At 62.4% G+C, this 23,032-nt stretch carries 15 protein-coding genes; 10 read left to right on the top strand and 5 right to left on the bottom strand.

The window, feature by feature from the left end; genetic code table 11:
* Nucleotides 1-100: 100 nt before the first annotated feature.
* Nucleotides 101-2,317, top strand: a complete 2,217-nt coding sequence (locus tag ABJ196_RS06205; protein ID WP_347305668.1) for an NADP-dependent isocitrate dehydrogenase — start codon at nucleotides 101-103, stop codon at nucleotides 2,315-2,317.
* A gap of 144 nt (nucleotides 2,318-2,461) precedes the next feature.
* On the opposite strand, the gene ABJ196_RS06200 is transcribed toward ABJ196_RS06205, so the two are convergent.
* On the bottom strand, nucleotides 2,462-3,268 hold the full coding sequence (locus ABJ196_RS06200) for a MerR family transcriptional regulator (RefSeq protein ID WP_347305667.1): 807 nt from the start codon (nucleotides 3,266-3,268) through the stop codon (nucleotides 2,462-2,464).
* Nucleotides 3,269-3,456: 188 nt separating this feature from the next.
* Here ABJ196_RS06200 and ABJ196_RS06195 point away from each other — a divergent pair, with 188 nt between their 5' ends.
* Both ABJ196_RS06195 and ABJ196_RS06190 read left to right on the top strand, forming a co-directional pair.
* Nucleotides 3,457-5,418 (top strand): site-specific DNA-methyltransferase, encoded by a 1,962-nt coding sequence (locus ABJ196_RS06195; protein ID WP_347305666.1) that lies wholly within the window; start codon nucleotides 3,457-3,459, stop codon nucleotides 5,416-5,418.
* Nucleotides 5,419-5,430: 12 nt separating this feature from the next.
* Nucleotides 5,431-8,394, top strand: coding sequence for a DEAD/DEAH box helicase family protein (locus tag ABJ196_RS06190; RefSeq protein ID WP_347305665.1), 2,964 nt, complete (start codon nucleotides 5,431-5,433; stop codon nucleotides 8,392-8,394).
* Here ABJ196_RS06190 and ABJ196_RS06185 read toward each other — a convergent pair.
* Entirely contained in the window at nucleotides 8,391-9,791 is a 1,401-nt protein-coding gene (locus tag ABJ196_RS06185) for an NAD(P)/FAD-dependent oxidoreductase (RefSeq protein WP_347305664.1), read from the bottom strand. The two genes, ABJ196_RS06190 and ABJ196_RS06185, sit on opposite strands and share 4 nt — an antisense overlap.
* 282 nt (nucleotides 9,792-10,073) lie before the next feature.
* Between ABJ196_RS06185 and ABJ196_RS06180 the strand changes: the two genes are divergently transcribed.
* The 3 genes from ABJ196_RS06180 (at nucleotide 10,074) to ABJ196_RS06170 (ending at nucleotide 14,130) form a co-directional block, all read left to right on the top strand.
* On the top strand, nucleotides 10,074-11,303 hold the full coding sequence (locus ABJ196_RS06180) for a septum formation initiator (RefSeq protein WP_347305663.1): 1,230 nt from the start codon (nucleotides 10,074-10,076) through the stop codon (nucleotides 11,301-11,303).
* 331 nt (nucleotides 11,304-11,634) lie between these two features.
* A complete protein-coding gene (locus ABJ196_RS06175) occupies nucleotides 11,635-12,009 on the top strand; it encodes a hypothetical protein (RefSeq protein WP_347305662.1) in 375 nt (124 codons plus the stop codon).
* A gap of 45 nt (nucleotides 12,010-12,054) precedes the next feature.
* A complete protein-coding gene (locus tag ABJ196_RS06170) occupies nucleotides 12,055-14,130 on the top strand; it encodes a M3 family metallopeptidase (RefSeq protein ID WP_347305661.1) in 2,076 nt (691 codons plus the stop codon).
* A 161-nt stretch (nucleotides 14,131-14,291) separates the two neighbouring features.
* On the opposite strand, the gene sucD is transcribed toward ABJ196_RS06170, so the two are convergent.
* Nucleotides 14,292-15,209: a succinate--CoA ligase subunit alpha gene (gene sucD, locus ABJ196_RS06165; RefSeq protein ID WP_347305660.1), complete on the bottom strand. Its 918-nt coding sequence runs from the start codon at nucleotides 15,207-15,209 to the stop codon at nucleotides 14,292-14,294.
* A gap of 30 nt (nucleotides 15,210-15,239) precedes the next feature.
* Nucleotides 15,240-16,454: an ADP-forming succinate--CoA ligase subunit beta gene (gene sucC / locus ABJ196_RS06160; protein ID WP_347305690.1), complete on the bottom strand. Its 1,215-nt coding sequence runs from the start codon at nucleotides 16,452-16,454 to the stop codon at nucleotides 15,240-15,242.
* Nucleotides 16,455-16,626: 172 nt separating this feature from the next.
* Here sucC and ABJ196_RS06155 point away from each other — a divergent pair, with 172 nt between their 5' ends.
* Nucleotides 16,627-17,817, top strand: a complete 1,191-nt coding sequence (locus ABJ196_RS06155) for a saccharopine dehydrogenase NADP-binding domain-containing protein (protein ID WP_347305659.1) — start codon at nucleotides 16,627-16,629, stop codon at nucleotides 17,815-17,817.
* Between the two features lie 391 nt (nucleotides 17,818-18,208).
* Here ABJ196_RS06155 and ppc read toward each other — a convergent pair whose 3' ends face one another.
* Nucleotides 18,209-20,929 carry a phosphoenolpyruvate carboxylase gene (ppc, locus tag ABJ196_RS06150; RefSeq protein WP_347305658.1) on the bottom strand — a complete coding sequence of 907 codons (2,721 nt, stop codon included), beginning with the start codon at nucleotides 20,927-20,929 and terminating at the stop codon, nucleotides 18,209-18,211.
* Between the two features lie 281 nt (nucleotides 20,930-21,210).
* Here ppc and ABJ196_RS06145 point away from each other — a divergent pair, with 281 nt between their 5' ends.
* The 3 genes from ABJ196_RS06145 to ABJ196_RS06135 all read left to right on the top strand — a co-directional run bounded on the left by ABJ196_RS06145 (nucleotide 21,211) and on the right by ABJ196_RS06135 (nucleotide 23,025).
* Nucleotides 21,211-21,441 (top strand): helix-turn-helix domain-containing protein, encoded by a 231-nt coding sequence (locus ABJ196_RS06145; protein WP_347305657.1) that lies wholly within the window; start codon nucleotides 21,211-21,213, stop codon nucleotides 21,439-21,441.
* Between the two features lie 160 nt (nucleotides 21,442-21,601).
* Nucleotides 21,602-21,865 carry a helix-turn-helix domain-containing protein gene (locus ABJ196_RS06140; RefSeq protein WP_347305656.1) on the top strand — a complete coding sequence of 88 codons (264 nt, stop codon included), beginning with the start codon at nucleotides 21,602-21,604 and terminating at the stop codon, nucleotides 21,863-21,865.
* The gene (locus tag ABJ196_RS06135) at nucleotides 21,862-23,025 is read left to right on the top strand and encodes a HipA domain-containing protein (protein ID WP_347305655.1); all 1,164 of its coding nucleotides are present in this window, start codon (nucleotides 21,862-21,864) and stop codon (nucleotides 23,023-23,025) included. The genes ABJ196_RS06140 and ABJ196_RS06135 overlap by 4 nt, the downstream gene beginning before the upstream one ends.
* Nucleotides 23,026-23,032: the final 7 nt, after the last annotated feature.

Here is a 23,032-nt window from a genome sequence, read left to right as displayed (position 1 = left end):
GTTAACCGCGCTCACAAAACCCACCCAACGTGTCGCAGGCACACCGTACAACAGGTATTCTTAAGCGTCGAAGATTTTTTCAACTTTATCTAGGAGAATCATGGCAAAGATCATCTGGACCCGCACGGACGAAGCTCCGCTGCTGGCTACCTACTCGTTCAAGCCCGTCGTTGAGGCCTTCGCCTCCACTGCTGGTATTGAGGTCGAGACCCGCGACATCTCCCTGGCCGGCCGCATCCTGGCACAGTTCCCGGAGACCCTCGGCGACCAGAAGGTCGATGACGCTCTGGCCGAGCTGGGCAAGCTCGCTAAGACGCCGGAAGCCAACATCATCAAGCTGCCGAATATCTCTGCGTCCCTGGTTCAGCTGAAGAAGGCCATCGCCGAGCTCCAGGCTGAGGGCTACAAGCTCCCGGATTACCCGGATAATCCCTCCACCGAGGAAGAGAAGGCCATCGCCGCCGCCTACGACTCTGTCAAGGGCTCCGCCGTCAACCCGGTTCTGCGCGAGGGCAACTCTGACCGCCGCGCCCCCATCGCCGTGAAGAACTTCGCTAAGAAGAACCCGCACCGCATGGGCGCTTGGACCGCTGATTCCAAGACCAACGTTGCCACCATGGCTGACAACGACTTCCGCCACAACGAGAAGTCCGTCATCATGCCGGCCGCTGACACCCTGACCATCAAGCTGATCGGCTCCGCCGATCAGAATGAAACGATCCTCCTCGACGGCCTCAAGGTCCTCGAGGGCGAGGTCATCGACGGCACCTTCATGTCGGCCAAGGCCTTGGACAATTTCCTGCGAGACGCAGTCTCGCGGGCCAAGGAAGAGGGTGTCCTCTTCTCCGCTCACCTCAAGGCCACCATGATGAAGGTCTCTGACCCCATCCTCTTCGGCCACGTTGTTCGCGCCTTCTTCGCTGACGTCTTCGACAAGTACGGCGAGGAACTCTTCGCCGCCGGCCTCAACGGTGAGAACGGTCTGGGCGCCATCTACGCAGGCCTCGAGAGCCTCGAGAACGGTGCTGAGATCAAGGCTGCCTTCGACGCTGCCCTCGAAAACGGCCCAGACCTGGCCATGGTCAACTCCGACAAGGGCATCACCAACCTGCACGTTCCGTCTGACGTCATCATCGACGCCTCCATGCCGGCCATGATCCGCACCTCCGGCCACATGTGGAACAAGAACAACGAGGAGCAGGACACCCTCGCTGTCATTCCGGACTCCTCCTACGCTGGCGTCTACCAGGCCGTCATCGAGGACTGCAAGGCCAACGGCGCCTTCGACCCGACCACCATGGGCACCGTCCCGAACGTCGGCCTCATGGCGCAAAAGGCTGAGGAGTACGGCTCCCACAACAAGACCTTCAAGATTGCTGCTGACGGCAAGGTCCAGGTCGTCAACTCCGCTGGCGATGTGCTCATCGAGCACGACGTCGAGGCTGGCGACATCTGGCGCGCATGCCAGACCAAGGACGCCCCGATCCAGGACTGGGTCAAGCTGGCCGTCAACCGCGCTCGCCTGTCCGGCATGAAGGCCATCTTCTGGCTCGACCCGGAGCGCGGCCACGACCGCAACATCACCGAGCTGGTGAAGAAGTACCTCAAGGACCACGACACCGAGGGTCTCGACATCGAGATCATGGATCCGGTCTCCGCAACCAAGGCGTCCGTCGAGCGCATCCGCAAGGGCGAGGACACCATCTCCGTGACCGGTAACGTTCTGCGTGACTACAACACGGACCTCTTCCCCATCCTCGAGCTGGGCACCTCCGCGAAGATGCTCTCCGTCGTTCCGCTCATGGCTGGCGGCGGCCTCTTCGAGACCGGTGCAGGCGGATCCGCTCCAAAGCACGTCCAGCAGGTCGAGGAAGAAAACCACCTGCGTTGGGACTCCCTCGGCGAGTTCCTCGCCCTGGCCGAGTCCTTCCGCCACGAGCTCAACGCTCACGGCAACGAGAAGGCTGGCGTCCTCGCCGCCGCTCTCGACAAGGCTACGGAGACCCTGCTCGACGAGGGCAAGTCCCCGTCCCGCAAGGTCGGCGAGATCGACAACCGCGGCTCCCACTTCTTCCTCACCCTCAACTGGGCCAAGGAACTGGCTGCGCAGTCTGATGACGCTGAGCTCGCCGAGCACTTCGCTCCGATTGCCAAGGCTCTCGAAGACAAGGCTGATGAGATCGCTCAGGCCCTAATCGACAACCAGGGCCAGCCGGCTGACCTCGGCGGCTACTACGCTCCGGACGAGGACAAGCTCAACGCTGTCATGCGCCCGGTCGCTGCGTACAACGAGATCATCGACGCACTGAAGAAGTAGTCCTTCTTCTCCACAGACTCGGCCCCACCTCCCTCATTCCCGGGAGGTGGGGTCGTCCCCCGTTTTCTGAGCTTGCCGATGTCCCTTTGTGCCCGCGCAGCACCGCGTCACCGTCGCGGCCCCAAGGCCGCGAGCGGCCCTCGGCTATTCCCACACGGCTGAGTCCGGGTCGACGCCCTGCGCTGCCGCAGCCGCATTGATCGCGGCCTGCAGCCACTCCGCTAACCCAGCCTGCCGCTCGTCGTAGTGAGCTCTAAAGCGCGGGTCAGCGGTGTATCCGCTCGCGATGAGAACGTGCTTCGCGGGGCTTACCGGGAAATGCTCGCACAGCAGCGTGCGGTGTTCCTCAACGAGCCCACGAGCTTCCTCGGACTCTGGCGTCGTGCCGGCCCCGCATGCCGCCGCCAAGCGGACCTCGAGTTCATCGGTGCGCGACTTGAGGTCTGCCCAGTCCTCCGCCGTGCGCTGCGCAGCGTTCTTCTGCGATATCGCCCAATCATCCGAGCCGCCGTAGCGCTCTTCTGCTTCCTCGTGGTGCTCGGCAAAGTGAGCGTCGCCCAGCACCGTGGCGATTTCGTCAACGCTGAGATTCGTATCCTTCATTTCTTCCTCCATGAGATAGTCGAGGGCATCAAGCATCTCGTCGAGCTTGTGCCGTTTGTCCATGAGCAATGCGCGTTGTCGAGCGAGGTGCTCGAGGGACGTTCCCTCAGCGTCGAGTACCCGCGCAATATCGGCGAGTGCCATGCCCGTCGCACGGTAGATCAGCACGCGCTGTGCCCGTGCGATGTCTGCGTCGGAATACACGCGGTAGTTCGCCCACGTACGAGCGCTCGGCACCACAAGTCCGCGTTCTTCCCAATAGTGCAGGGTGCGCACGGACACGCCGAGGACGGCTGCGGCATCGCTAACACCGCGGCCCTCGCCGTCAAACTTGTTGTCGTTGCTCATGAACCCATCACAGTCCCTTACGCTACGTGAGGGTCAAGTCTTAAGCGTCACGCGCGTGACATCATGAGCACGGAATCGACTGCAAGCATCCCAATCGTAGAAACGAAGTGCGAAGTTCCCCTGGATATGTCGACGAACTCCCTATCCTGGTAGGGGCACACAGGTCGAGCACGCAAAGGAGACATTTCATGGCCCAGGACGCCCTGGAGACCGATATGGACACGATTCACGAGGTATCGGGCGTCAGTCCTGACTTCCGCACCGAGCTCGCCGCGCAGTTGGCACGCCTTGTCCCTGAAGCCGTCGCCGACGGCACCATCGACATAGACACACTCACTGAGCTTCTAGGCGGCGACGCATCCGGAACTGCGGAGCGCTTTGGCTTGTTCTGGCCGGGGAAGAAGCGCGCCATGCGTGCCGCCCAGCTGCCCACTTCCGCAACACTGCGCCCGGACAAGGGCAAGTCCAGGAACTGGGACTCTGCGACGAATGCCTTCATCGAAGGCGATAACCTCGAGGTCCTCAAGGTGCTCCAGAAGCACTATCACGGCCACATCAAGCTCATTTACATCGATCCTCCGTACAACACGGGCCATGACTTCATCTATCCGGATAACTTCAAAGACGGCATCAGGAACTATCTCGGGTGGTCGCAGCAGACGAGCAGCGACGGCAAGAAGCTCTCCACGAATGCTGAGTCCGAAGGCCGGTACCACTCCAACTGGCTCAACATGCTCTATCCGCGACTCAAACTTGCGCGCAATCTGCTTACTCCTGACGGTTACATCGCTATCAGCATCGATGACAGCGAGCTTTCCAACCTCGTGACCATGTGTCGCGAGATCTTCGGTGAGGACAACGTCATCAACACCATTCCCGTGAAATCGAGTGAGACCTCGGGCGTGAAGATGTCGCACGTCGACAAGCGCCTGCCCAAAATCAAGGAATATGTGGTGCTCTGCACGCGCGACCACACGCGGGCATCGCTCAATCGTGTCGACGTCCCCAAGAGTGGCTCTGCTGATGGAACGCTGGACAAGTACCTCAAGTACTACAACAAAATTATTATCAACCCCAGCGCCCCGGCCGAGGAATGGGTTCTCACCTCCGTCAAAGACGCCATGGTCGAGCAGGGACTTCCCACTACTGCAGACGCTGTACGGAAGTTTAAGGTCGAGAACGCGGAGCGCGTTGTCTATCGCACCAACAACGCTTCGCTCAGCGACATGGCCTTCGACACTCCTATTGCACGCGTGACGTCTCCCACGGGCATCGAGTATGTCTGGTGGGAAGGCAAGCAGATGCTCTTCCTCAGCGATTATCTGAAAGAGTCGCTCTGCGATCTGTGGACGGATATCTCCACTATCAACCTCAACAAGGAAACCAACGGCGTCAAAGGCTTCCGAAATGGCCAGAAACCGCTCAAGCTCTTGCAGCGCATTCTGGCGCTCACCACGCGGACTGAGAACAACGACATCGTGCTCGACTTCTTCGCGGGCTCTGGCTCAACGGGCCACGCCGTCATGAAGCAGAACTCCGAAGATGGTGGCAACCGGCGCTTCATTCTGGTGCAGCTTCCGGAGCCGTTGCATGAGAAGAACAAGGAGCAAAAGGAAGGGTATAAGTTCTGCACGGAGCTGAAACTCGAACCGACGATTTCCTCGTTGTCTCGCGAACGCATAAGGCGTGCCGCAGAAGAATTCGATGCTGGGTTCCGCTCGTACACGCTCGCCGATACCAACTTTAAGAAGTGGCAGCCCCAGCCAGGAATCGATGCCGAGACGCTGAGCCAGACTCTGATCGCCCTGCGCGGCAGCAGCAATGACAATGCGGCTCCCGAGGATCTCCTCGTGGAAATCCTCCTCAAGCAGGGGCGCTCTCTCGTCGAATCTATCCGCGACATCGACATCGATGGCCTACCGTATACCATCGTTGGGGAGCACAATGCCGCCGCCGGGGAGGACCGCAACTGCCTCCTGCTGTACCTTCACGAGCATGTAAAACCGAGCGTCGAGCAACTACGCGCAGCCGTCGAAACTGCGCCGGCCGAGTTGATCATTCTGGAAGATGCTTTCCAGGGAGACGACGAGCTGAAGACCAATGTGGTGCAGATCTGTGCAACACACAACGTCGAGCTGCGGACTGTGTAAGAAGCGCTCATCATGAAATTCACGTTTGATCCGAAGCAGGACTATCAGCTCGCCGCCATCAATTCGGTCACGGAGTTGTTCAAGGGACAGCCGAAAGATGCCGGCAACCTCGTCTCTTCTTTGAACCTTCCAAGCCAGCCTGTCGACCTGGAAGCGACGACCCTCGACGGAGAAGAGGACGACGCGCTCTTTAACATCGATGTCAGTGCAGAGATCGGCGCAGTGGGCAATAACCTGGTGGTGGGTGACGACCAAATCCTGCGCAATCTGCAGGAGATCCAGAATCACAATGGGCTAGAGCCTGCCACTGAGCTCAAGGATGGGCGGCAGTTCGATATTGAGATGGAGACCGGTACGGGTAAGACCTACGTCTATCTGCGTACCGTGTTCGAGCTCGCACGGAAGTACAACTTCACCAAGTTCATCATCCTCGTCCCCAGCGTTGCGATTCGCGAGGGCGTGAAAACGAGCATCGAGCTCATGGCCGATCACTTCCGGCAGCTCTACCCGGATCAGCCCTTCGATCACGTGGTCTACAGCGGCAAGGACGCCGAGCAAGTCCAGTCCTTTGCGACGTCCACCAGCATTCAGATTATGATCATGACGATTAGCTCTGTGCGCAGCAAGGGCGACCGCCTCATCATGCACCAGACTCGTGACAAGCTCAACGGCCTGCGCCCCATCGATTTCCTCCGCGCGACGCAACCCGTCCTCATCCTCGACGAACCGCAGAACATGGAGTCCGATCTTGCGAAGACCTCGCTCGAGGGACTCAACCCTGCGTTCATGCTGCGCTACAGCGCGACGCACCGCGAGACCCGCAACGTGGTCTACCGGCTCGATCCGGTCGACGCGCACGAGCTGGGACTGGTCAAGCACATCGTCGTGGCGGAGACCACGGAGCAGGGAAGCGACTCCAAGCCGTATATCAAGGTGGTGTCGGTGAACAGCCAGCCGTGGCAAGCCCGTCTCGAACTCGACTGCCGCAAGAAGGACGGTTCGTTCAAACGTCAGGAAAAGAACGTCAAAACGAACCAGGATCTAGCGAAAGTCACGGGTAACCCGGCGTACGAGAACAACTGGCGCATCAACGAGATCAGCCTCGACGCGGGCGGCTTCGTGGAACTTACCCACCACGGCATCCTTCGTGTCGGTGAGTCCATCGGTTCCAATGACGACGCTGTGTACCGCGAAATGATCCGAGAAACCATCCGCGAGCACTTCCGCCGTGAATCGATGCTGCGCGAGCAAGGCATCAAGGTGCTCAGCCTCTTCTTCGTCGACAGGGTCCACAGCTACCTCGGCGATGGCGCCGACAATGACACCGCGAACGGAAAATTCGCGCAGTGGTTCGACGAGTTATTCATCGAAGAACGTGCACGGTCTCCTCGCTACGAAGAGTTGCTGCCTCACGATCCCGTCGAGCTGCGCCGCGCGTACTTCTCCCAAATTAAGAAAGGCGTCTACGACGATACGAGCGGCACCTCGAAGATTGATGAGGACTCCTACGATCTCATCATGAAAGACAAGGCGCGCCTGCTCAGCGAGGACGAACCTGTACGCTTCATCTTTTCTCACTCAGCGTTGCGCGAAGGCTGGGACAACCCTAACGTCTTCCAGATTTGTACGCTGCGCGAGATGGGCTCGGAGACCGAACGTCGCCAGACGATCGGTCGCGGTCTGCGTCTACCTGTTGACCAGGACGGCGTGCGGCTGTCCGATCAATCCGTCGCGCAGTTAACCGTTGTCGCCAACGAGTCCTACCAACAATTCGCCAGCAATCTCCAAAAGGAATACGCGAAGGCGGGCGTTGTCATCGGCTTCATTGGGAAGGGCCACTTTGCGAAGATTCGGCGGCCGGACTCCGAGGACGATAAAAACATTGGATACGCAACCTCGGAGCGTATTTGGGAGGAGCTGAACGACCACGGTTTCCTCGCCGACGACGGTCGTCTTACCAAGGATTTCACTCCCCATGCTGACGGCTTCGCCCTTGAGCTCAGCGACGAGTTCAGTGAGGTTGAAAACGAAGTGCTTGCCCTCATGAAGCGCGCGAGCATCGGAACTCATATCAAGCCTATCCGTCATCGCACGACACGCACGCTCAACAAGGAACTGTATTTCGAGTCACCCGAGTTCACAGAGTTCTGGAAGACCATCACCCAGCGCACAACCTTCAGCGTCTCCGTCGATCGCGATGAGCTCATTGAAAACGCGGTCGAAGGGATCAAGAATGCCCCAGAGATCGAGCCGCTGCGAGTGCAGGTGGCCAAGGCCAAGCTGACCATCTCCCGTGGCGGCACGGAGGGCGAAGAAACTAGTAGTCCGCGCGCCACCGACCTCCGAGGGAGCTACCAGCTCCCAGATATCGTGACGGAGCTCCAAGAAGCGACGTCGCTCACCCGCAGGACGATTATCGATATCCTTCTACGCAGCGATCGGCTTGACGAGTTCATCGGTAATCCGAATGACTTCGTGGCAATGGTGCGCACCATCATCCAGACCGAGCTGGCGAGGCTCGTGACCAAAGGCGTGCAATACGAGAAAATCGGTGGCAGCGTCTATTCCTTGTCGGAGCTGCGCGAAGACGGGGTGAAAGAAAAGCAGTACTTCCTCGACAACCTCTATGAGGTCAAGAACAAAACAAAGACAGACTATGACTACGTGGTCTACGACTCGGACACGGAGCGGCAGTTCGCCAAGCTGCTCGACAGCAACGACGACATCAAGCTATTTGTGAAACTGCCGCCGAAGTTCAAGATCGACACTCCCGTCGGCCCGTATAACCCGGACTGGGCGATTGTTAAGCGTGTGGACGGCGAAGACAAGCTGTATATGATTCGCGAAACCAAGTCCACGATGGATCGAAACAAGATCCGCGCCAGCGAACAAGCGAAGATTGATGCAGCGGAGGTCCACTTTGCAGCGATCGGCGTGAACTATTCCAAGAACGCCCCAGGGCACTGGAATATCTAGGCCCTGCGCAACACCGCGTGTGCGGCGTGCCACCCCGGCATGCCGTGCACACCACCGCCGGGCGCGGTGGCGGCAGACGCGAGGAACACCCGTTGCGTGAGCTGGTAAGGGTTGCGCACAAAACCGGGGCGTAGGAACAGCTGCGTGCCGGTCATGGCGCCGCCGGCGATGTCGCCGCCCACGAGGTTGGGATTCCATGTCTCGAGGTCCGTCGGACTCATGACGCGGCGGGCGAGCACGTGGGCGGTGAACCCCGGCGCGAAGCGCTCAAGCTGTCCCTCGATGTGTTCGAGCGCTGAGCCAGTGAAACCGTGAGGCACGTGGGCATAGGCCCACAGCGTGTGGCCGCGTCCAGGATCCGCGGCAGACTGCTGGGCGACGAGCACGACGGGGCGGGCGGGCATCTCGCCGCGCGCGATGGCGCGCTCGGCGGCGATGAGCTCCGGCACGGTACCGCCGAGGTGAACGGTACCGGCCTCCCCTACCGCCGGGTCCTGCCACGGGACTGGGCCATCGAGTGCGTAGTCAATCTTGAACGCACCGGGGCCGTAGCGCCAATCGCGCAAGACCCGTGCGCGGCGTTCCGGCACGACGAGGTTGCGCAAGCCGAGCACCTGGCGCGGGGTGAGCGCGAGCACGACGGCATCGAAGCGGGTGAGCTCCCGCATATCCGTCACGGGATGAGCGGTGTGGATAACGCCGCCGTGGGTCGCGAGGACACTCGCCAGGGCATCGGTAATGGCGCCGGAGCCTCCGCGCGCCACGGGCCACCCCGTCGTCATGCCCAGCGCGCCAAAGAGGACGCCGAAAGCGCTCGTGAACGGCAGGGTCGGCGAGCACAGCGCGTGGAGTGCCGAGCCGATGAAGAGCGCGCGGGCTGCTTCCGTCCGGAAGAGTGCGCGGGCTTGCGCACTCGCGGGCGGCGCGGCGCGCACGCCGAAGCGTGCCATGGCCAGCGGGTGCGGCGGGACGCCGGTGAGGGGACGCAGGACGTTGGCGAGGTGGGCATCGGAAAGCTGCGCAATGGGCGCGTGCAGCGCACGCCAGGCGGGACCATCGACGCCGAGACCCCGCGCGGTGGCGTTGAGGTCCCGATGCAGCAGGGCCGCAGGATCATCATCAAAGGGATGCCCGAGCGGATAACGCGGGTGGGCCCATTCGAGGCCGTGGTCCTCGAGACCCAACGCACGGAAGGCTGGGCTCGCGACGCCGAAGGGATGGGCGGCCGCGCCGAGGTCAATCGTCCGGTCATGGAAGGGGATGCTGCGCGCGGCGCCACCCGGCGCGGGGCCAGCCTCGAAGACCTCGACACGCAGCCCGGCGCGCGCCAGCACCGCCGCGGCGGTGAGGCCATTGGGCCCGGCGCCCACGACGGCGGCGCTGCGGAGAGTGGTCATGCGGCCAGAATACAGCGAGTCCAAGCCCCCAGTAATGGCAACGCTGCTCGTCATTACTCTGCACTATGGCGAGCAACCTCGGCATAAACGCCTCTCGATGGCGTGTCCGGGATCCGGCTTTCGACTAACGCGCTGCGTCTGTCTGTATCCATCGCCGCAGGCTCGTCACGCCGCGGGAGATGACCTTTGCCGCGTCCGCTGAGCGGGGCGGAAACAGAACATTATCGAACAATGAGTAGCATTATCCGACGAAAGAAAACCGGCAAAGAATTGTAGGTCATAGTGGATCAACGAACGACGTCCGAGCGCTCCTTTAATGCGCAGTGGACCATCACGCTCTTCGGCACGGCCGTGGGCGCGGGCATCCTCTTCCTTCCTATCTCGGCCGGCAGCTTTGGTTTTATCCCGCTGCTCATCGCGACGCTCCTCATCGGCCCGATGACGTATTTCTCGCACCATGCGTTCTCGTGGATCATGAACCACTCGCCTATTCCCGGCGCGGACGTGCTCATGGTGCTCACCAAGTTTTTCGGGCGCAATAATGGCATTCTGCTCGCGGCCATGTACTGGTTCACCGTCTTCCCCGTGGTGCTCATCTACGGCGTCTCCATTACGAACACGGTGGAAAGCCTCATCGTCAACCAATTCCACGGGCCGGAGATCTCCCGGTGGATCCTCGCGCCGCTGTGCGTGGGGCTGATGACGGCAGCGCTCGCCTTTGGCAACAAGGTGATGCTCGCCGCGGCGAATCTCGTGGTCTACCCGCTCATCTTTGCCTTGGGCGCGGTCTCGCTCTACCTCATCCCGCAGTGGGATTTCGCATCCTTTATGCAGGCCGGCGACCATAGTGCGCTGGGTATCCTCACGTCCATCCTGCTCATCCTGCCGGTGCTTGTCTTCGCGTTCTCCTACGTCGCGGCCCTCTCGCAGTTCTGCGTCGCCGCGCACAAGGACGGCCGCCCCACGGCGAATGCCATCCGCAACTCGACCATCCTGCTCACGGTCTTCACCATGTTCTTCGTATGGTCCTCCGCGCTAGCCATGGGTGCCGACGGCATGATTGAGGCCGAGGCTCAAAACCTGCCCGTCCTCTCCTACTTCGCGAACGTCACGGACAACCCGTTCCTGTCGTACATGGCGCCCGTCGTCGTCATCTGCGCGGTGGCGTCGAGCTACTTCGGCCACGCCCTGGGCACCATCGAGGGCACCCAGTACTTGGCAGAGCTCGCCATGCCGGGACTCACGCGCCGGCTTAGCCCCCGCGCCTTCGACCTGTGGACGTACTTCTTTATCTTCGTCACGGTCTCGCTGGCCGCAGTCTTTAACCCCTCGATTCTCAGCCTCATCACGCTCGTGGGCGGCATCTTCTTTACCTTCCTCACCTACCTCCTGCCCATGCTCTGCGTGCACTACGTCCCAGCCCTCAAGCAGTACCGCGGCCGCGCCACCAACGTCTTCGTCACCGTCATGGGTCTCATTGTGCTGGCCACCACCGTGGTCACGATGTTCTAGCGTTTTGTTTGCCCCTCCCCTGCCGGGGCGCTGCGGGGCCTCGGCGTCTCCGCGTTGCCACGCAACGCAGGCTTCTTTGCTCGACTCAGAGGCTTTCTTGCTTCATTAACCTCACAAGCCTCGATTGTGGCCTGAATTCGCTGTTTTCACGTCTCCTCCGAGTTTATGACCTGGATATATGCAAAAATCCAATTCTTTGCCTGTTTCTTGCTTCTGACGCAGAAGCTTCCTCTTAGAACGGTCATGTCCCCGCCCCACACCGCACGCACCAACCCATGTCGAGGGGCCCTGCTAGCGTATGGATTCTGTCGCCCCTACGAAAGGCATAATCATGCGTCCCCTGTTTTCTTCTGAATCCGACGTCGTCTACGCCATGCTGGCGCATGCCTCGGACCCCCTGCATTCCTTGAGCGTGGAGCAGCGCAAGGCCATTGCTGCGCGCGTGCCGGAGCTCAAGGTGTACAAGCACTGTGGATGTGGCACGTGCCCCACGGTCTATCTCACGGCGGGTGAAGAGCCGCCGGAGCCGCGCCGCGACGCTAACGGCAAGATGGTCCCGCAAGGCTCCGATTACGTGCTCACCGCCGATTGTCCCGAGGCGATGGTGCTGCTTCACATCGCAGGCGGAATTCCGGTGGAGCTCGAAGTCGCTCCTTTCGACGACCACCAGGTCGAACTTCCTTGGCCCGAACAGCTCGTGTTTTAAGGGATTTCCCTGCCGTCGGTACGAGGAGATCGGTAGATTAGTCGCATGACTAATCCGCTTCTTTCTCCTTCCACGCTCCCGTACCAGCTCCCACCGTTTGCGGAGATCAAGGTCGAGCACTTCCGTCCCGCCATCGCCGAGGCGCTCTCCCGCCACGACGAAGAGATTAAGGCCATCGTCGACAACACGGCCGACCCGACGTGGGAAAACACCGTCGAGGCTCTCGAGCGCGCTGGCCAGGATTTGGAGCGCGTACTTTCCATCTTCGGCAACCTGTCAGGCACGGATGTCACGGAGGAGATGGAAGAGATCGCCGCGGAGGTCTGGCCGCAGGTCGCCGCGCATTCGGATGCGATCTACCAGAATGAGGTCCTCTACGCCCGCCTCAAAGAGGCGACCCCGCCGGCCGATGAGGAGTCGCAACGCCTCCACGCGCACCTGCTGCGGAATTTTGCGCGCCAAGGCGCGGACCTCGGCGCGGCAGAAAAAGAGCAGCTTTCCATCATCAACCAGCGACTCTCGGCGCTCTCCGAGGAGTTCGGCCGCAACCTCATGGCGTCCACCCGTGAACGCGCCGTGCGCTTCGACAGCGCGGAGGAGCTCAAGGGCCTGCCCGCCGATCGCATCGAGGCAGCCAAGGCCTACGCCAATGAAGTAGGCCAAGACGGCTACGTGCTCCCGCTCGAGCTGCCCACCGTGCAATCTGAGCTCGCGCGCCTGGCCGATCCCGCGGCGCGCGCCAAGGTCTACGCAGCCTCGCGCGCCCGCGGCAGCGAGAACAACCTGGACGTGCTCACCGAGATGGTGCGCCTGCGCGCCGAGCGCGCGCAGCTGCTGGGCTACCCCACACATGCCGATTACGTCATCGCCGAGGAGACCGCGCAGACCGCCGAGGCCGCCCGCCGCATGCTCGTCGAGCTCGCCCCGGCCGCCGAGGCCAACGCCGCCGGCGAAGAAAAGCTGCTCGCCGAGGAAGCCACCCTGCACAACGAGGACTTCGGTGCCGCCGACTGGTCCTACTGGGAATCCAAGGTCCGCGCCCGCGACTTCTCCCTCGACGAGGACGAGCTGCGCCAGTACTTCCCTCTCGACCGCGTTCTCGAGGATGGAGTCTTCGCCGCGGCCCACCGCCTCTACGGCATCACCGTCGTCCCGCGCGAGGACCTCGAAGGCTACGCCGAGGGCGTGCGCGTCTGGGAGGTCTTCGACGAAGGCCAAGACCCCGCCGCCGATCGTGACCAGGGTATCGGTCTGCTGCTCACCGACTACTTCGGCCGGCCGTCCAAGCGCGGCGGTGCGTGGATGAGCGAGTTCGTGGGACAGTCGCATCTGCTTGGCACCAAGCCCGTCATCGTCAACGTCATGGGTCTTACCAAGCCCGCGGACGGCTCCCAGCCACGCTTGAGCCAAGACGAGCTCCACACCGTCTTCCATGAATTCGGCCACGCACTGCACGGCCTGCTCTCCGACGTGCGCTACCCCACCTTCTCCGGCACCCGCGTCCCGCGCGACTGGGTGGAATTCCCCTCCCAGATCAACGAGAACTGGGCTCTCGACCCGGCCATGGTCAAGCGCTACGCCCGCCACGTTGTCACCGGCGAGGTCATCCCGGACGAGCTGCTCGCCAAGGTCCGCGAAGCCCAGACCTTCGGCCAGGGTTTTGGTACCGTCGAGTATCTCGCCGCCTCCATCGTCGACCTCGCCTGGCACTCCCTCACGCCTGCCGATGCCGCCGCCATCGCCGCGTCCCAAGAGTCCGTCGACGCCTTTGAGCGCGCCGCCCTCGACGACGCGGGTCTGCACAACCCACTCATCGCACCGCGCTACCGCTCCGCGTACTTCAATCACGTTTTCGCCGGCGGCTACTCCGCGGGCTACTACTCCTACCTGTGGGCCGAGGTCCTCGACGCCGATGGCTTCTCCTGGTTCAAGGAAGAAAACGCCGCGGGCCCCGAGGCTTCCGATGCCTCCGCCCGCGCCGCCGGCCAGCGCTTCCGCGACCTCGTCCTGTCCAAGGGCGCGTCCCGCGACTTCACCGAGGCCTACCGCGAGCTGCGCGGCCGCGACAAAGACGTCGCCCCGCTGCTCGCCCGCCGCGGGCTGTCCGGCGCCACCGACTAACGGCAACTATTCCGCGCCGACGGAAAATTCGACCGATTCAGGGCGGAAAATACGACCGGTAAGTCGCGGAAGATTCGGCCGATAGCGGCTGTGAGCAGCATGTTCACGCCATGCCCACGCTGCGCGCCGGGGACGGCCCAGCGCGCGGCGGCATCGGAAATCTAGCGGCTCGCCGAGGTCAAGCTCGCGGTCGAGCCGACGAGGATGTCGCGCATGAGCTCCGCGGCCTGCGTGGGAGTCTTACCCACCTTGACGCCGGCGGCCTCGAGCGCGGACTTCTTGCCCTCGGCGGTGCCGGAACCGCCCGAGACGATGGCGCCGGCATGGCCCATGGTCTTGCCCTCGGGCGCGGTAAAGCCCGCAATATAGGCGACGACGGGCTTGGTCACGTGGTCGCGGATGTACTCGGCGGCATATTCCTCCGCGTCACCGCCGATCTCACCGATCATGATGATGGCCTCGGTGTCTGGATCTGCTTGGAAGGCCTCGATCGCCGCGATGTGCGTCGTGCCGATGATCGGGTCGCCGCCGATGCCCACGCAGGTGCTAAAACCGAGGTCACCGAGCTCGTACATCATCTGGTAGGTGAGCGTGCCGGACTTAGAAACGAGGCCGATTTTGCCGGGGTGTGGCGCGGTGTTAGCGGGGATAATGCCGGCGTTGGACACGCCCGGCGTGATGAGTCCCGGGCAGTTGGGGCCGATGATGCGGGTCGTGCCCTTCTCGCGGGCAAGCGCGAAGAACTCCGCAGTATCGCGCACGGGCACGCCCTCGGTGATGACGACGACGAGGGGCATCTCCGCGTGGATGGCCTCCTCGACTGCGGCCTTCGTGAATTTCGCGGGAACGAAGATGACGGAGACGTTCGCGCCGGTGGCTTTCATGGCCTCACGCACGGAGCCGAAGACGGGGATGGTCACGCCATCATTGAACTCGAGCTCTTCGCCGGACTTCTTGGGATTCACGCCGCCGACAATGCGGGAGCCAGAATCGAGCATGCGTTGGGTGTGCTTCATGCCTTCGGAACCCGTCATGCCCTGGACGATGATGGCAGAGTTTTCATCAAGGAAAATCGACATAGAAATCTCTTTCTGGTTCGCGGAATTGGGTTAGACAGCAACGAGGTGTGTGCGGGAGGCGAGCTCCGCGGCGCGCAGTGCAGCCGCATCCATGGTGTCGACCTGTTCGAGGTAGTCGAGCGCTGCCTCTTTCAGGATCTGACGGCCGCGCTCCGCATTGTTGCCGTCGAGGCGCACGACGAGCGGCTTGGGCGCGATGCCATCGGCGGCGAGAATCTTGAAGGCTTGGACGATACCCTTGGCGACCTCGTCACAGGCGGTGATTCCACCAAAGACGTTGACGAAGACGGACTTCACCTGTTGGTCGCCAAGGATGACCTCGAGGCCATTGGCCATGACCTCTGCGTTGGCACCACCGCCGATATCCAGGAAGTTCGCCGGCGTGGCGGCGGCGTCATCGCCCTCGGCGAGCTTGCGCCCCGCGTACGCGACGACGTCGAGCGTGGACATGACGAGGCCAGCGCCGTTGCCAATGATCCCGACGTTGCCGTCGAGCTTGACGTAGTTAAGCCCCATCTTCTGCGCCTTGAGCTCGAGCGGGTCTGTGGCCGAATGGTCCTGCAACTCAGCGTGGTCGGGATGGCGAAAGCTCGCGTTCTCATCAAGGGTAACTTTGCCGTCGAGCGCCAGAACCTTTCCATCGTTGGTTTTCAACAGTGGGTTGACCTCCACGAGCGAGGCATCTTCCTCTACGTAGACGTCGTACAGCTTCTTAAATACCGGCACGAGCTGCGGGATATCCGCCTCATCGAACCCGGCCTCGTACGCCATGTCGCGCGCGAGTGTGTCCGTCATGCCGTCGAGCGGCGAGAAGCTCCGGCGGATAAGCGCATGCGGACGCTCCTGCGCGAGCTGTTCGATTTCCACTCCGCCTTCTTTGGACAGCATGGCCAAGTACCGGCGCTTCGTGCGGTCGAGCACAATCGAGAAGTAATACTCCTCAGCGATGTCAGCGCCCTGGGCAACCATCACCTTGCGGACAACATGCCCCTTGATATCGAGGCCCAGAATCTCATCCGCAACGGCTGCTGCTTCTTCTGGACTACGCGCGACCTTCACGCCGCCCGCTTTACCGCGCCCACCGACCTTCACCTGGGCCTTGACAACAACGAGCTCGCTGCCCGCCTTCATGAGTTGTGCCGCAGCACGCTGCGCTTCCAGCGCCGAGGTCGCCACGATGCCACCTAGCACCGGGACTCCATGCGCTTCGAAGAGGTCACGAGCTTGGTACTCGTAGAGATCCACCATTCCTCCGTTCACAAGTTCTTAGACGTGTGTCGTGTCTCACCTATCCTAAATTTTGCGAGCATCTTTTGCAGAGAAATTGGCAAAGAAGTTAATCTTTCACACCTGCCCGTTCCTTCGCCCGCCCATGCCACCACCCCGATGCCCGCGCGTTTCGATAGACTTACCAGCCATGGCACAGGAGATAAACCCCACTTCGGAACGCGACTTTGACATCATCCTTTTCGGCGCCTCAAGCTTCGTCGGCAAAATCACCGCCCGCTATATCAAGGCGAACCATCCCGAACTCACGGTGGCGTTGGCCGCCCGCGGTGCCGGGCGAGTCAACGGATTGAAACTGGACTACCCCGTCATCGTTGCCGACGCCATGGACGCCGAAGCCATGGATGCACTCGCCAAGCGCGCGAAGGTCATCATTACAACGGTGGGCCCGTACACGCGGTACGGCGATAACCTGGTTGCCGCCTGCGCCCAGAACGGCACGGGCTACGTCGACCTCTGCGGCGAGGCGCTCTTCATCCGCCGCAGCATCGACAACTGGCACGAGGTCGCCCAGGAGACCGGTGCCCGCATTGTCCATTCCTGCGGATTCGACTCCGTTCCCTCCGACATGGGGATGTTCTACCTCCACCAGCACGCGAACCGCCCGCTCACCGAGGTCACTATGGCGGTGGAACGACTCTCCGGTGGCCTGTCCGGCGGCACGATCGACTCCATGCGCGAGGTCAGCGCCGACGCGAAGCGCATGCCCAAGGGCGGCGCAATCCTCCACAGCCCCCATTCCCTTTCGCCGGACCACAAGCAGGAGCCCGACCTCGGCCCCGAGCCAGACCGCTTCGTGGAATACGACGAGCTCGTGGGCCAATGGGTCGGCCCATTCTTCATGGCCATGTTCAATACACGCGTCGTGCGCCGTTCCAACTCGCTTATGAATCACGCCTATGGCGAGCGCCTGCGCTACCGCGAGGCGATGACCACCGGCCAGGGACTCCTCGGCCAGGCAAAAGCAAAGCTCCTCCACGCCGCGACAGTCGCCGGCTTCGCACTCATTATGATTCCCGGCCTGCGCAAGCCCCTCTCCCGCTTTATCCCCGAACCGGGCGACGGCCCCAAGGATATTGAGAAGGGTGGCTTCACCATCGCCCACTACGGCAAAGACGAAGACGGTCATGTCTATGTCACCGAGGTGTCCGCCGAGGGCGACCCAGGATATAAGACAACCGCCATGATGCTCACCGAAGCAGCCGTCACCCTCGTGAACCATCCTGGCGAAGGCGGTGTCCTCACGCCGGCAACAGCGCTCGGCGCTCCTTATATAGAGGCATTGGATTCCCACGGCATGCGATTCCGCGTCCGCCAATAATTCCATCCACAGCGCCCAGCCCCGGGCGCTTTTCGCGCGCCGTCCCTGTGCGGACCTCGGACCGCCTCCGGCCGCATCGTCGTCGAAGCCACCAGCACCCGCGGCGATAGCGACGCCCCCCATCCTCGCCCTCAAGGACTCAAGGACGATGCGCTCCACCCTGGTCCACAGGCGAAAGCACGTGATTCGGCGCGTCGGCTGTGGGAGGCGTTCTCACGCGGTCGACGCACAGTGGGTGCTGTGGGCTACGTCTGGCCGAAACGAAGGAGGGCAATAATAGCTATCAACACAAGGGCTGGAGGGCAATCGCAGACCTAGAGACGCAAAGAAAACGCGCCCTCGAGGGGCGCGTTGTGGGCTGTGTTGATAGCTTCTGCGGCTACGGCCGGGCTTAGCCGGCGTTGCGCAAAGCGGTGGCAAGACCGTTCATCGTCACCTGGATGGTCTTCGAGACGAGGAAGGAGTCGTCGCCAGCGCGGTAGCGGCGCAGCAGCTCGAGCTGGACCGCGTTGAGCGGCAGGAGGTACGGATAACGGCGCTTCAGGGAGCGAGCCTGGCGCTGGTTTTCCGCCGTGAGGTCCGCGTTGCCGGTGACCTTGAGGTAGACCTCGCGGGTGAGCTCAAACTCGTCAGCGATAAGCGTGTAGATGCGGTCGGCCACGTCTTGGTCGCTGACGAGGTTCGCGTAGAGACGCGCGAGGGTGATCTCCGCCTTGGTCATGACCTGCGCCATGTTGGACAGGACGGCGCGGAAGAAGGGCCAGGTCTGGTAGAGCTCGCGCAACTTATCCCAGCGCGCGGCGTTCTCCCCTGCCCAACCGGAGAGCGCGGTGCCCACGCCGAACCAGCCGGGGACGTTGGTACGCGACTGCGACCAAGAGAGCACCCACGGGATGGCGCGGAGGTCAGAAATCGCGGTGGTCTGCTTACGGGCCGCGGGGCGGGAACCGAGGTTGAGGTCGCCGATTTCGTGGAGAGGAGTGGACTCGGTGAAGTACTGGATAAAGCCCGGGTCGCCGATGAGCTCACGATACTTTTCGCCGGAGCGCGCGGAGAGCTCGCGCATGAGCGCGTAAGAACCTTCCGGGTCGGCGATGGGTTCGGTATCAAAGAGGGAGGCCTCGAGCGCGCCGGCTGCGAAGGCTTCGAGGTGGCGGCGAGCGGTCTCGGGCGCACCGTATTTCGCGGAGATGACCTCGCCCTGCTCGGTGATGCGAACAGAACCGGAGACGGCACCCTTGGGCTGGGCAAGGATGGCGTCATAGGTCGGGCCGCCGCCACGGCCGACGGCGCCGCCACGGCCGTGGGACAGACGCAGCTCAACATTGTGGCGCTGGCACAACTCGACAAGTTCGAGCTCCGCGTCGTAGAGCGACCAGTTCGCCTGAAGGTAGCCGCCGTCCTTGTTGGAATCCGAGTAGCCGAGCATGACTTCCTGGACGTCACCACGGGCGCGCAGGTAGTCGCGGTAGAACGGCAGGGACCAGAGTTCTTCCAGGATGTGGGCGCCGGCCTTCAAGTCGTCGATGGTCTCGAAGAGCGGGACGACGTCGACGTGGGTGAGCCCCACTTCCTTAAGCAGGACCATGGGCTCGAGGACGTCACTTACGGTACCGGTCATAGCGATGATGCAGTGCGCGACGGAGCGCTCGCCGAACTTCGCGACGGCCGCGGCAGCCGCGCGGAAGATACCGAGCTCCTTCTCCGCGAGCTCGCCCAGCGGGGCATGGTTCGGGTAGAGCAACGGGCGCGGCGTACCCAGCTCACCCACCAGAAGCTCGACGCGGGCAGTCTCGTCGAGCGAGGCATAGTCGTCGGTGAGACCGGCGGCAGCAAAGATATCAGCGAGGACGGCCTCGAAGGACTCAGAGTTCTGGCGCATGTCGAGCGTGTAGAGGTGGAACCCGAACGTCGAGATAGCGTCGCGCAGGCGTGCCAGACGGTCCTCGGCGATGATGTCGTCATTGTGCTGGCGCAGCGAACGGTCGATGATGTCGAGGTCACGCTGCAGCTCCGCGGGCCCCTCGTACGGCTCAGCGGGCGCGGCACCCGAGGCTGGCAGAAGATCGGGGCGGCGGCGCTCCGTCAAGGGGGCGACGGTCGCGGCCTCGTCGCCGAAGAAATGCGTACGCGTGGCGGCGACGCGGGCACGAATGCCGAAGATAGCTCGGCGGTAGGGCTCGTCGACGCGGGACTCCCAGTCGTTATGGGCGGCATCGGCAAGCTGCTCCAGCTCCGTGGAACAGGAGGAATAGCGGTCCGAGAGGGAGAGCTCGCGCTCCAGCTCCGCGAGCTGATCCTCGTAGTACTTGAGCGCCGTCTCCGCCGCGCGCGAGGTGGCGTAGGTGAGCGTATCCGCGTTGACGAAAGGGTTGCCGTCGTGGTCGCCGCCGATCCAGGAGCCAGGGCGCATGAGGGCGGCTCCGGGAAGCTGCAGCCCGAAGGTCTCCTTGAGGCCCTCGCGGACGGCACGGTTGAGCGCCGGAATCTGCTCGAGCAGGGAAAGCTTGTAGTAGCGCAGCGCGACGTCAACCTCGTCTTCGAGGGTCGGGCGCGCAATGCGGATGAGCGCGGTCTGCCACAGCAGCGTCATGCGCAGGTACAGCTCGCGTTCAATGTCCGACTCATCGCCGCCGAGATGCCACTGCTGGAGGAGCTTCTTGATGCGTGTCTGAGTATCGAAGACCGTGCGGCGGCGAGTTTCCGTGGGGTGCGCGGTAAGGACCGGCGCGACCTCGGCATCACGAACGACGCGGGAAGCCTGAGCGGCGGTGACCGGCGAATCCTTGAGCTTGTCAAAGGTCGCGCGCAGGGAGACGGGCGCAGGCACGGACTCGTCCGCGAGGTCCTCGACCAAGTTGGTAAGTAGCGCGAAGTAGGAGAAGGCGCGAGCGACGAGGTTGGCCTTCGTGATGTCGAGGTCGCGGAAGACGGCAAGCAAGTCCTCAGGGCTGGCGTCCCCGTGGGCGACGTCGAAAGCTAGGCGACGCGTGGACTCGACGAGCTCATAGACGTCCTCACCCTCCTGCTGCGCGATGACGCGGCCAAGTACCCGTCCGAGCAGGCGGATATCGTCTTTGACGAAGTCACGGGACGGGCTGGCGGTGGTCATGAGGAGTCCTTTCTGTGCCGCCTCGGCGCGGATTCTGTACTGCCTCAGCACGGCCGCGGAGTTAACACACTGTGGTTTACAGGATTTACACAAATGTAGCCCACGTCACTATCCTGCGCTGGGTTAAGGTGGCACACTACCCCCAATTGCGGTGCAAGCACAGGAAGCATGACCAGTACTCGCCCGCCGAGCCGCAGCTCCCTTTTAAGTAGCGGCACCCGCCGCGACGTTTTAGACTGGCGGCACACCATGCATATATCGGGGAGACGGGGGTCTACGCCATGCTCACGGCTGGAACAATCGGGGATATCGCGCGCGAACGCCGCCGCGAAGGAGGACTGACACAGCGACACGTCGCCCGGCGCGCCCGCGTATCCGAGCGCTTCGTGCGCGACTTAGAAACAGGGAAAGGCACAGTACAGCTCGAGAAGGCACTCGCAGTGCTCGCGGCGATTGGACTGCACGTCCGTGTCGAAACGGCAGGCGCACTGCCGTTCGACGTGATGACATAAACCGGCACGATCGCGCCGATCCGGGATACTATGTTTGAAAACTCATAAATAAGGCAAGGAATCGGCACGTTCGTGCCGGTTTTAATACTTTATGTACGCACTGGTGGTAAATTCGACCCAAATAGGCATGATCGTGCCGGTTTTCCGTCAAGGAGGTTCGATGGACGCACAGGAATTGGGACGCTTCGCGAAGGAACAACGCCGCGAGGCTGGCCTGAGCCAGCAGGACGTCGCTCTCCTCGCGGACGTGTCCGAGCGCTTTGTCCGAGCCTTCGAATCCGGCAAAGGCAGCGTTCACCTCGATAAGGCCATTGCCGTCTTGTCTGTCGTGGGTTTTGATCTAGAACCGCAGCTCCACAACGGTCAGTTCAATGCTCGACTTGACCCTTGGACTCTTGCGCGAGCCCGTGGTGAGGCATCGTGAACGCAGACGTCTGGGTAGGGCCATGTCCTGCGGCAACTCTTCACCGCGACGACACGGGAGTGACGACCTTTTCCTATACCGCAGAAGCCATATCCAAACAAGGACCGGTGGTCGCGACCACCTTGCCTGTTGTGCCTGAGCCCGTGGTGACACCACACGGCGCGCTTCCCAACTTCTTCAGCAATCTCCTCCCCGAAGGCCGCCGCCTCTCAACGCTCAAACGCACGGTGAAGACGTCCCTGGACGACGAGCTCAGCCTGCTTCTTGCCGTCGGCACCAACACCATCGGAAACGTCTCCATCGTGGAACCAGGAGCTAGGCCAGATGACAGCATCGCACAGATAGAGCTAGACGGGCCGCTCGATTTTTCTACAGTTCTCTCTGCGGCGGGCATCGCTGACCCTGCGGCGCTCCCTGGCGCCCAAGACAAGGCGTCCGCACGCACCATCGCCGCCCCGACGCGATTAGGCAGCACACATTACATCCTCAAGGTCTCTCCGCCTGAGTATCCCGGCCTCGTCGAAAATGAAGCTGCATGTTTTGAGCTTCTCCGCACATACGGAAAGGCACTTCCCGCCAGCCAGGTGCGCGTCCTACACGATGAGTCGGGGCGTTCCGGGTTGCTCGTCACCCGGTTCGACCGAGACAACGGCGTGCGCTGGGCAGTCGAGGATGGCGCGCAGTTGCTCAATATCCCGCCCTCGTCGAAATACGAGCCGCCCATGGAAGACGTTGCCGCGGCAGTCCTCCGCGTCGTCGCGCGACCGCAGGTCGCAGCGCTGCGCCTCGCCCATCTCGTCGCTTTCGCATGGCTTACCGGCAACGGCGATCTCCATGCCAAGAATGTCTCGGTCATTAACAAGGGTCGCGGGTTCGAGCTCGCCCCAATTTATGACATCCCCAGCACCCTCCCCTACGGCGACTCCACGCTGGCGCTTACGGTAGGCGGGGTACGTGACAATCTCTCGCCGCGTAAGTTCGCCGAATTCACGGCATCGCTCGGTCTCAGCGAGGCGGCGACGCACAAAGTCATCGCAGACGTGCTCCGCGCTACCGAGGGGGCAGCGGAAACCATCGCCGACGCCGCGGGATTCGACCCCCGGCGACGCCGCGACCTCACCCGCGTGCTCGCGTATCGCCGCCGGTTGTGGGGCGCTTAGGCCACAC

The sequence above is a fragment of the Corynebacterium sp. SA-MJD20WY100 genome (genome assembly GCF_039822565.1).
In the GTDB taxonomy this organism is placed as follows: Bacteria; Actinomycetota; Actinomycetes; order Mycobacteriales; family Mycobacteriaceae; genus Corynebacterium; species Corynebacterium phoceense_A.
This window is presented reverse-complemented; position numbering and strand designations above follow the sequence as displayed.

What these genes read in the sequence shown, in the direction of transcription:
- ABJ196_RS06205 (WP_347305668.1), top strand. Translation starts at nt 101, where the DNA reads ATGGCAAAGATCATCTGGACCCGCACGGACGAAGCTCCGCTGCTGGCT.
- ABJ196_RS06200 (WP_347305667.1), bottom strand. Translation starts at nt 3,268, where the DNA reads ATGAGCAACGACAACAAGTTTGACGGCGAGGGCCGCGGTGTTAGCGAT.
- ABJ196_RS06195 (WP_347305666.1), top strand. Translation starts at nt 3,457, where the DNA reads ATGGCCCAGGACGCCCTGGAGACCGATATGGACACGATTCACGAGGTA.
- ABJ196_RS06190 (WP_347305665.1), top strand. Translation starts at nt 5,431, where the DNA reads ATGAAATTCACGTTTGATCCGAAGCAGGACTATCAGCTCGCCGCCATC.
- ABJ196_RS06185 (WP_347305664.1), bottom strand. Translation starts at nt 9,791, where the DNA reads ATGACCACTCTCCGCAGCGCCGCCGTCGTGGGCGCCGGGCCCAATGGC.
- ABJ196_RS06175 (WP_347305662.1), top strand. Translation starts at nt 11,635, where the DNA reads ATGCGTCCCCTGTTTTCTTCTGAATCCGACGTCGTCTACGCCATGCTG.
- ABJ196_RS06170 (WP_347305661.1), top strand. Translation starts at nt 12,055, where the DNA reads ATGACTAATCCGCTTCTTTCTCCTTCCACGCTCCCGTACCAGCTCCCA.
- sucD (WP_347305660.1), bottom strand. Translation starts at nt 15,209, where the DNA reads ATGTCGATTTTCCTTGATGAAAACTCTGCCATCATCGTCCAGGGCATG.
- ABJ196_RS06155 (WP_347305659.1), top strand. Translation starts at nt 16,627, where the DNA reads ATGGCACAGGAGATAAACCCCACTTCGGAACGCGACTTTGACATCATC.
- ppc (WP_347305658.1), bottom strand. Translation starts at nt 20,929, where the DNA reads ATGACCACCGCCAGCCCGTCCCGTGACTTCGTCAAAGACGATATCCGC.
- ABJ196_RS06145 (WP_347305657.1), top strand. Translation starts at nt 21,211, where the DNA reads ATGCTCACGGCTGGAACAATCGGGGATATCGCGCGCGAACGCCGCCGC.
- ABJ196_RS06140 (WP_347305656.1), top strand. Translation starts at nt 21,602, where the DNA reads ATGGACGCACAGGAATTGGGACGCTTCGCGAAGGAACAACGCCGCGAG.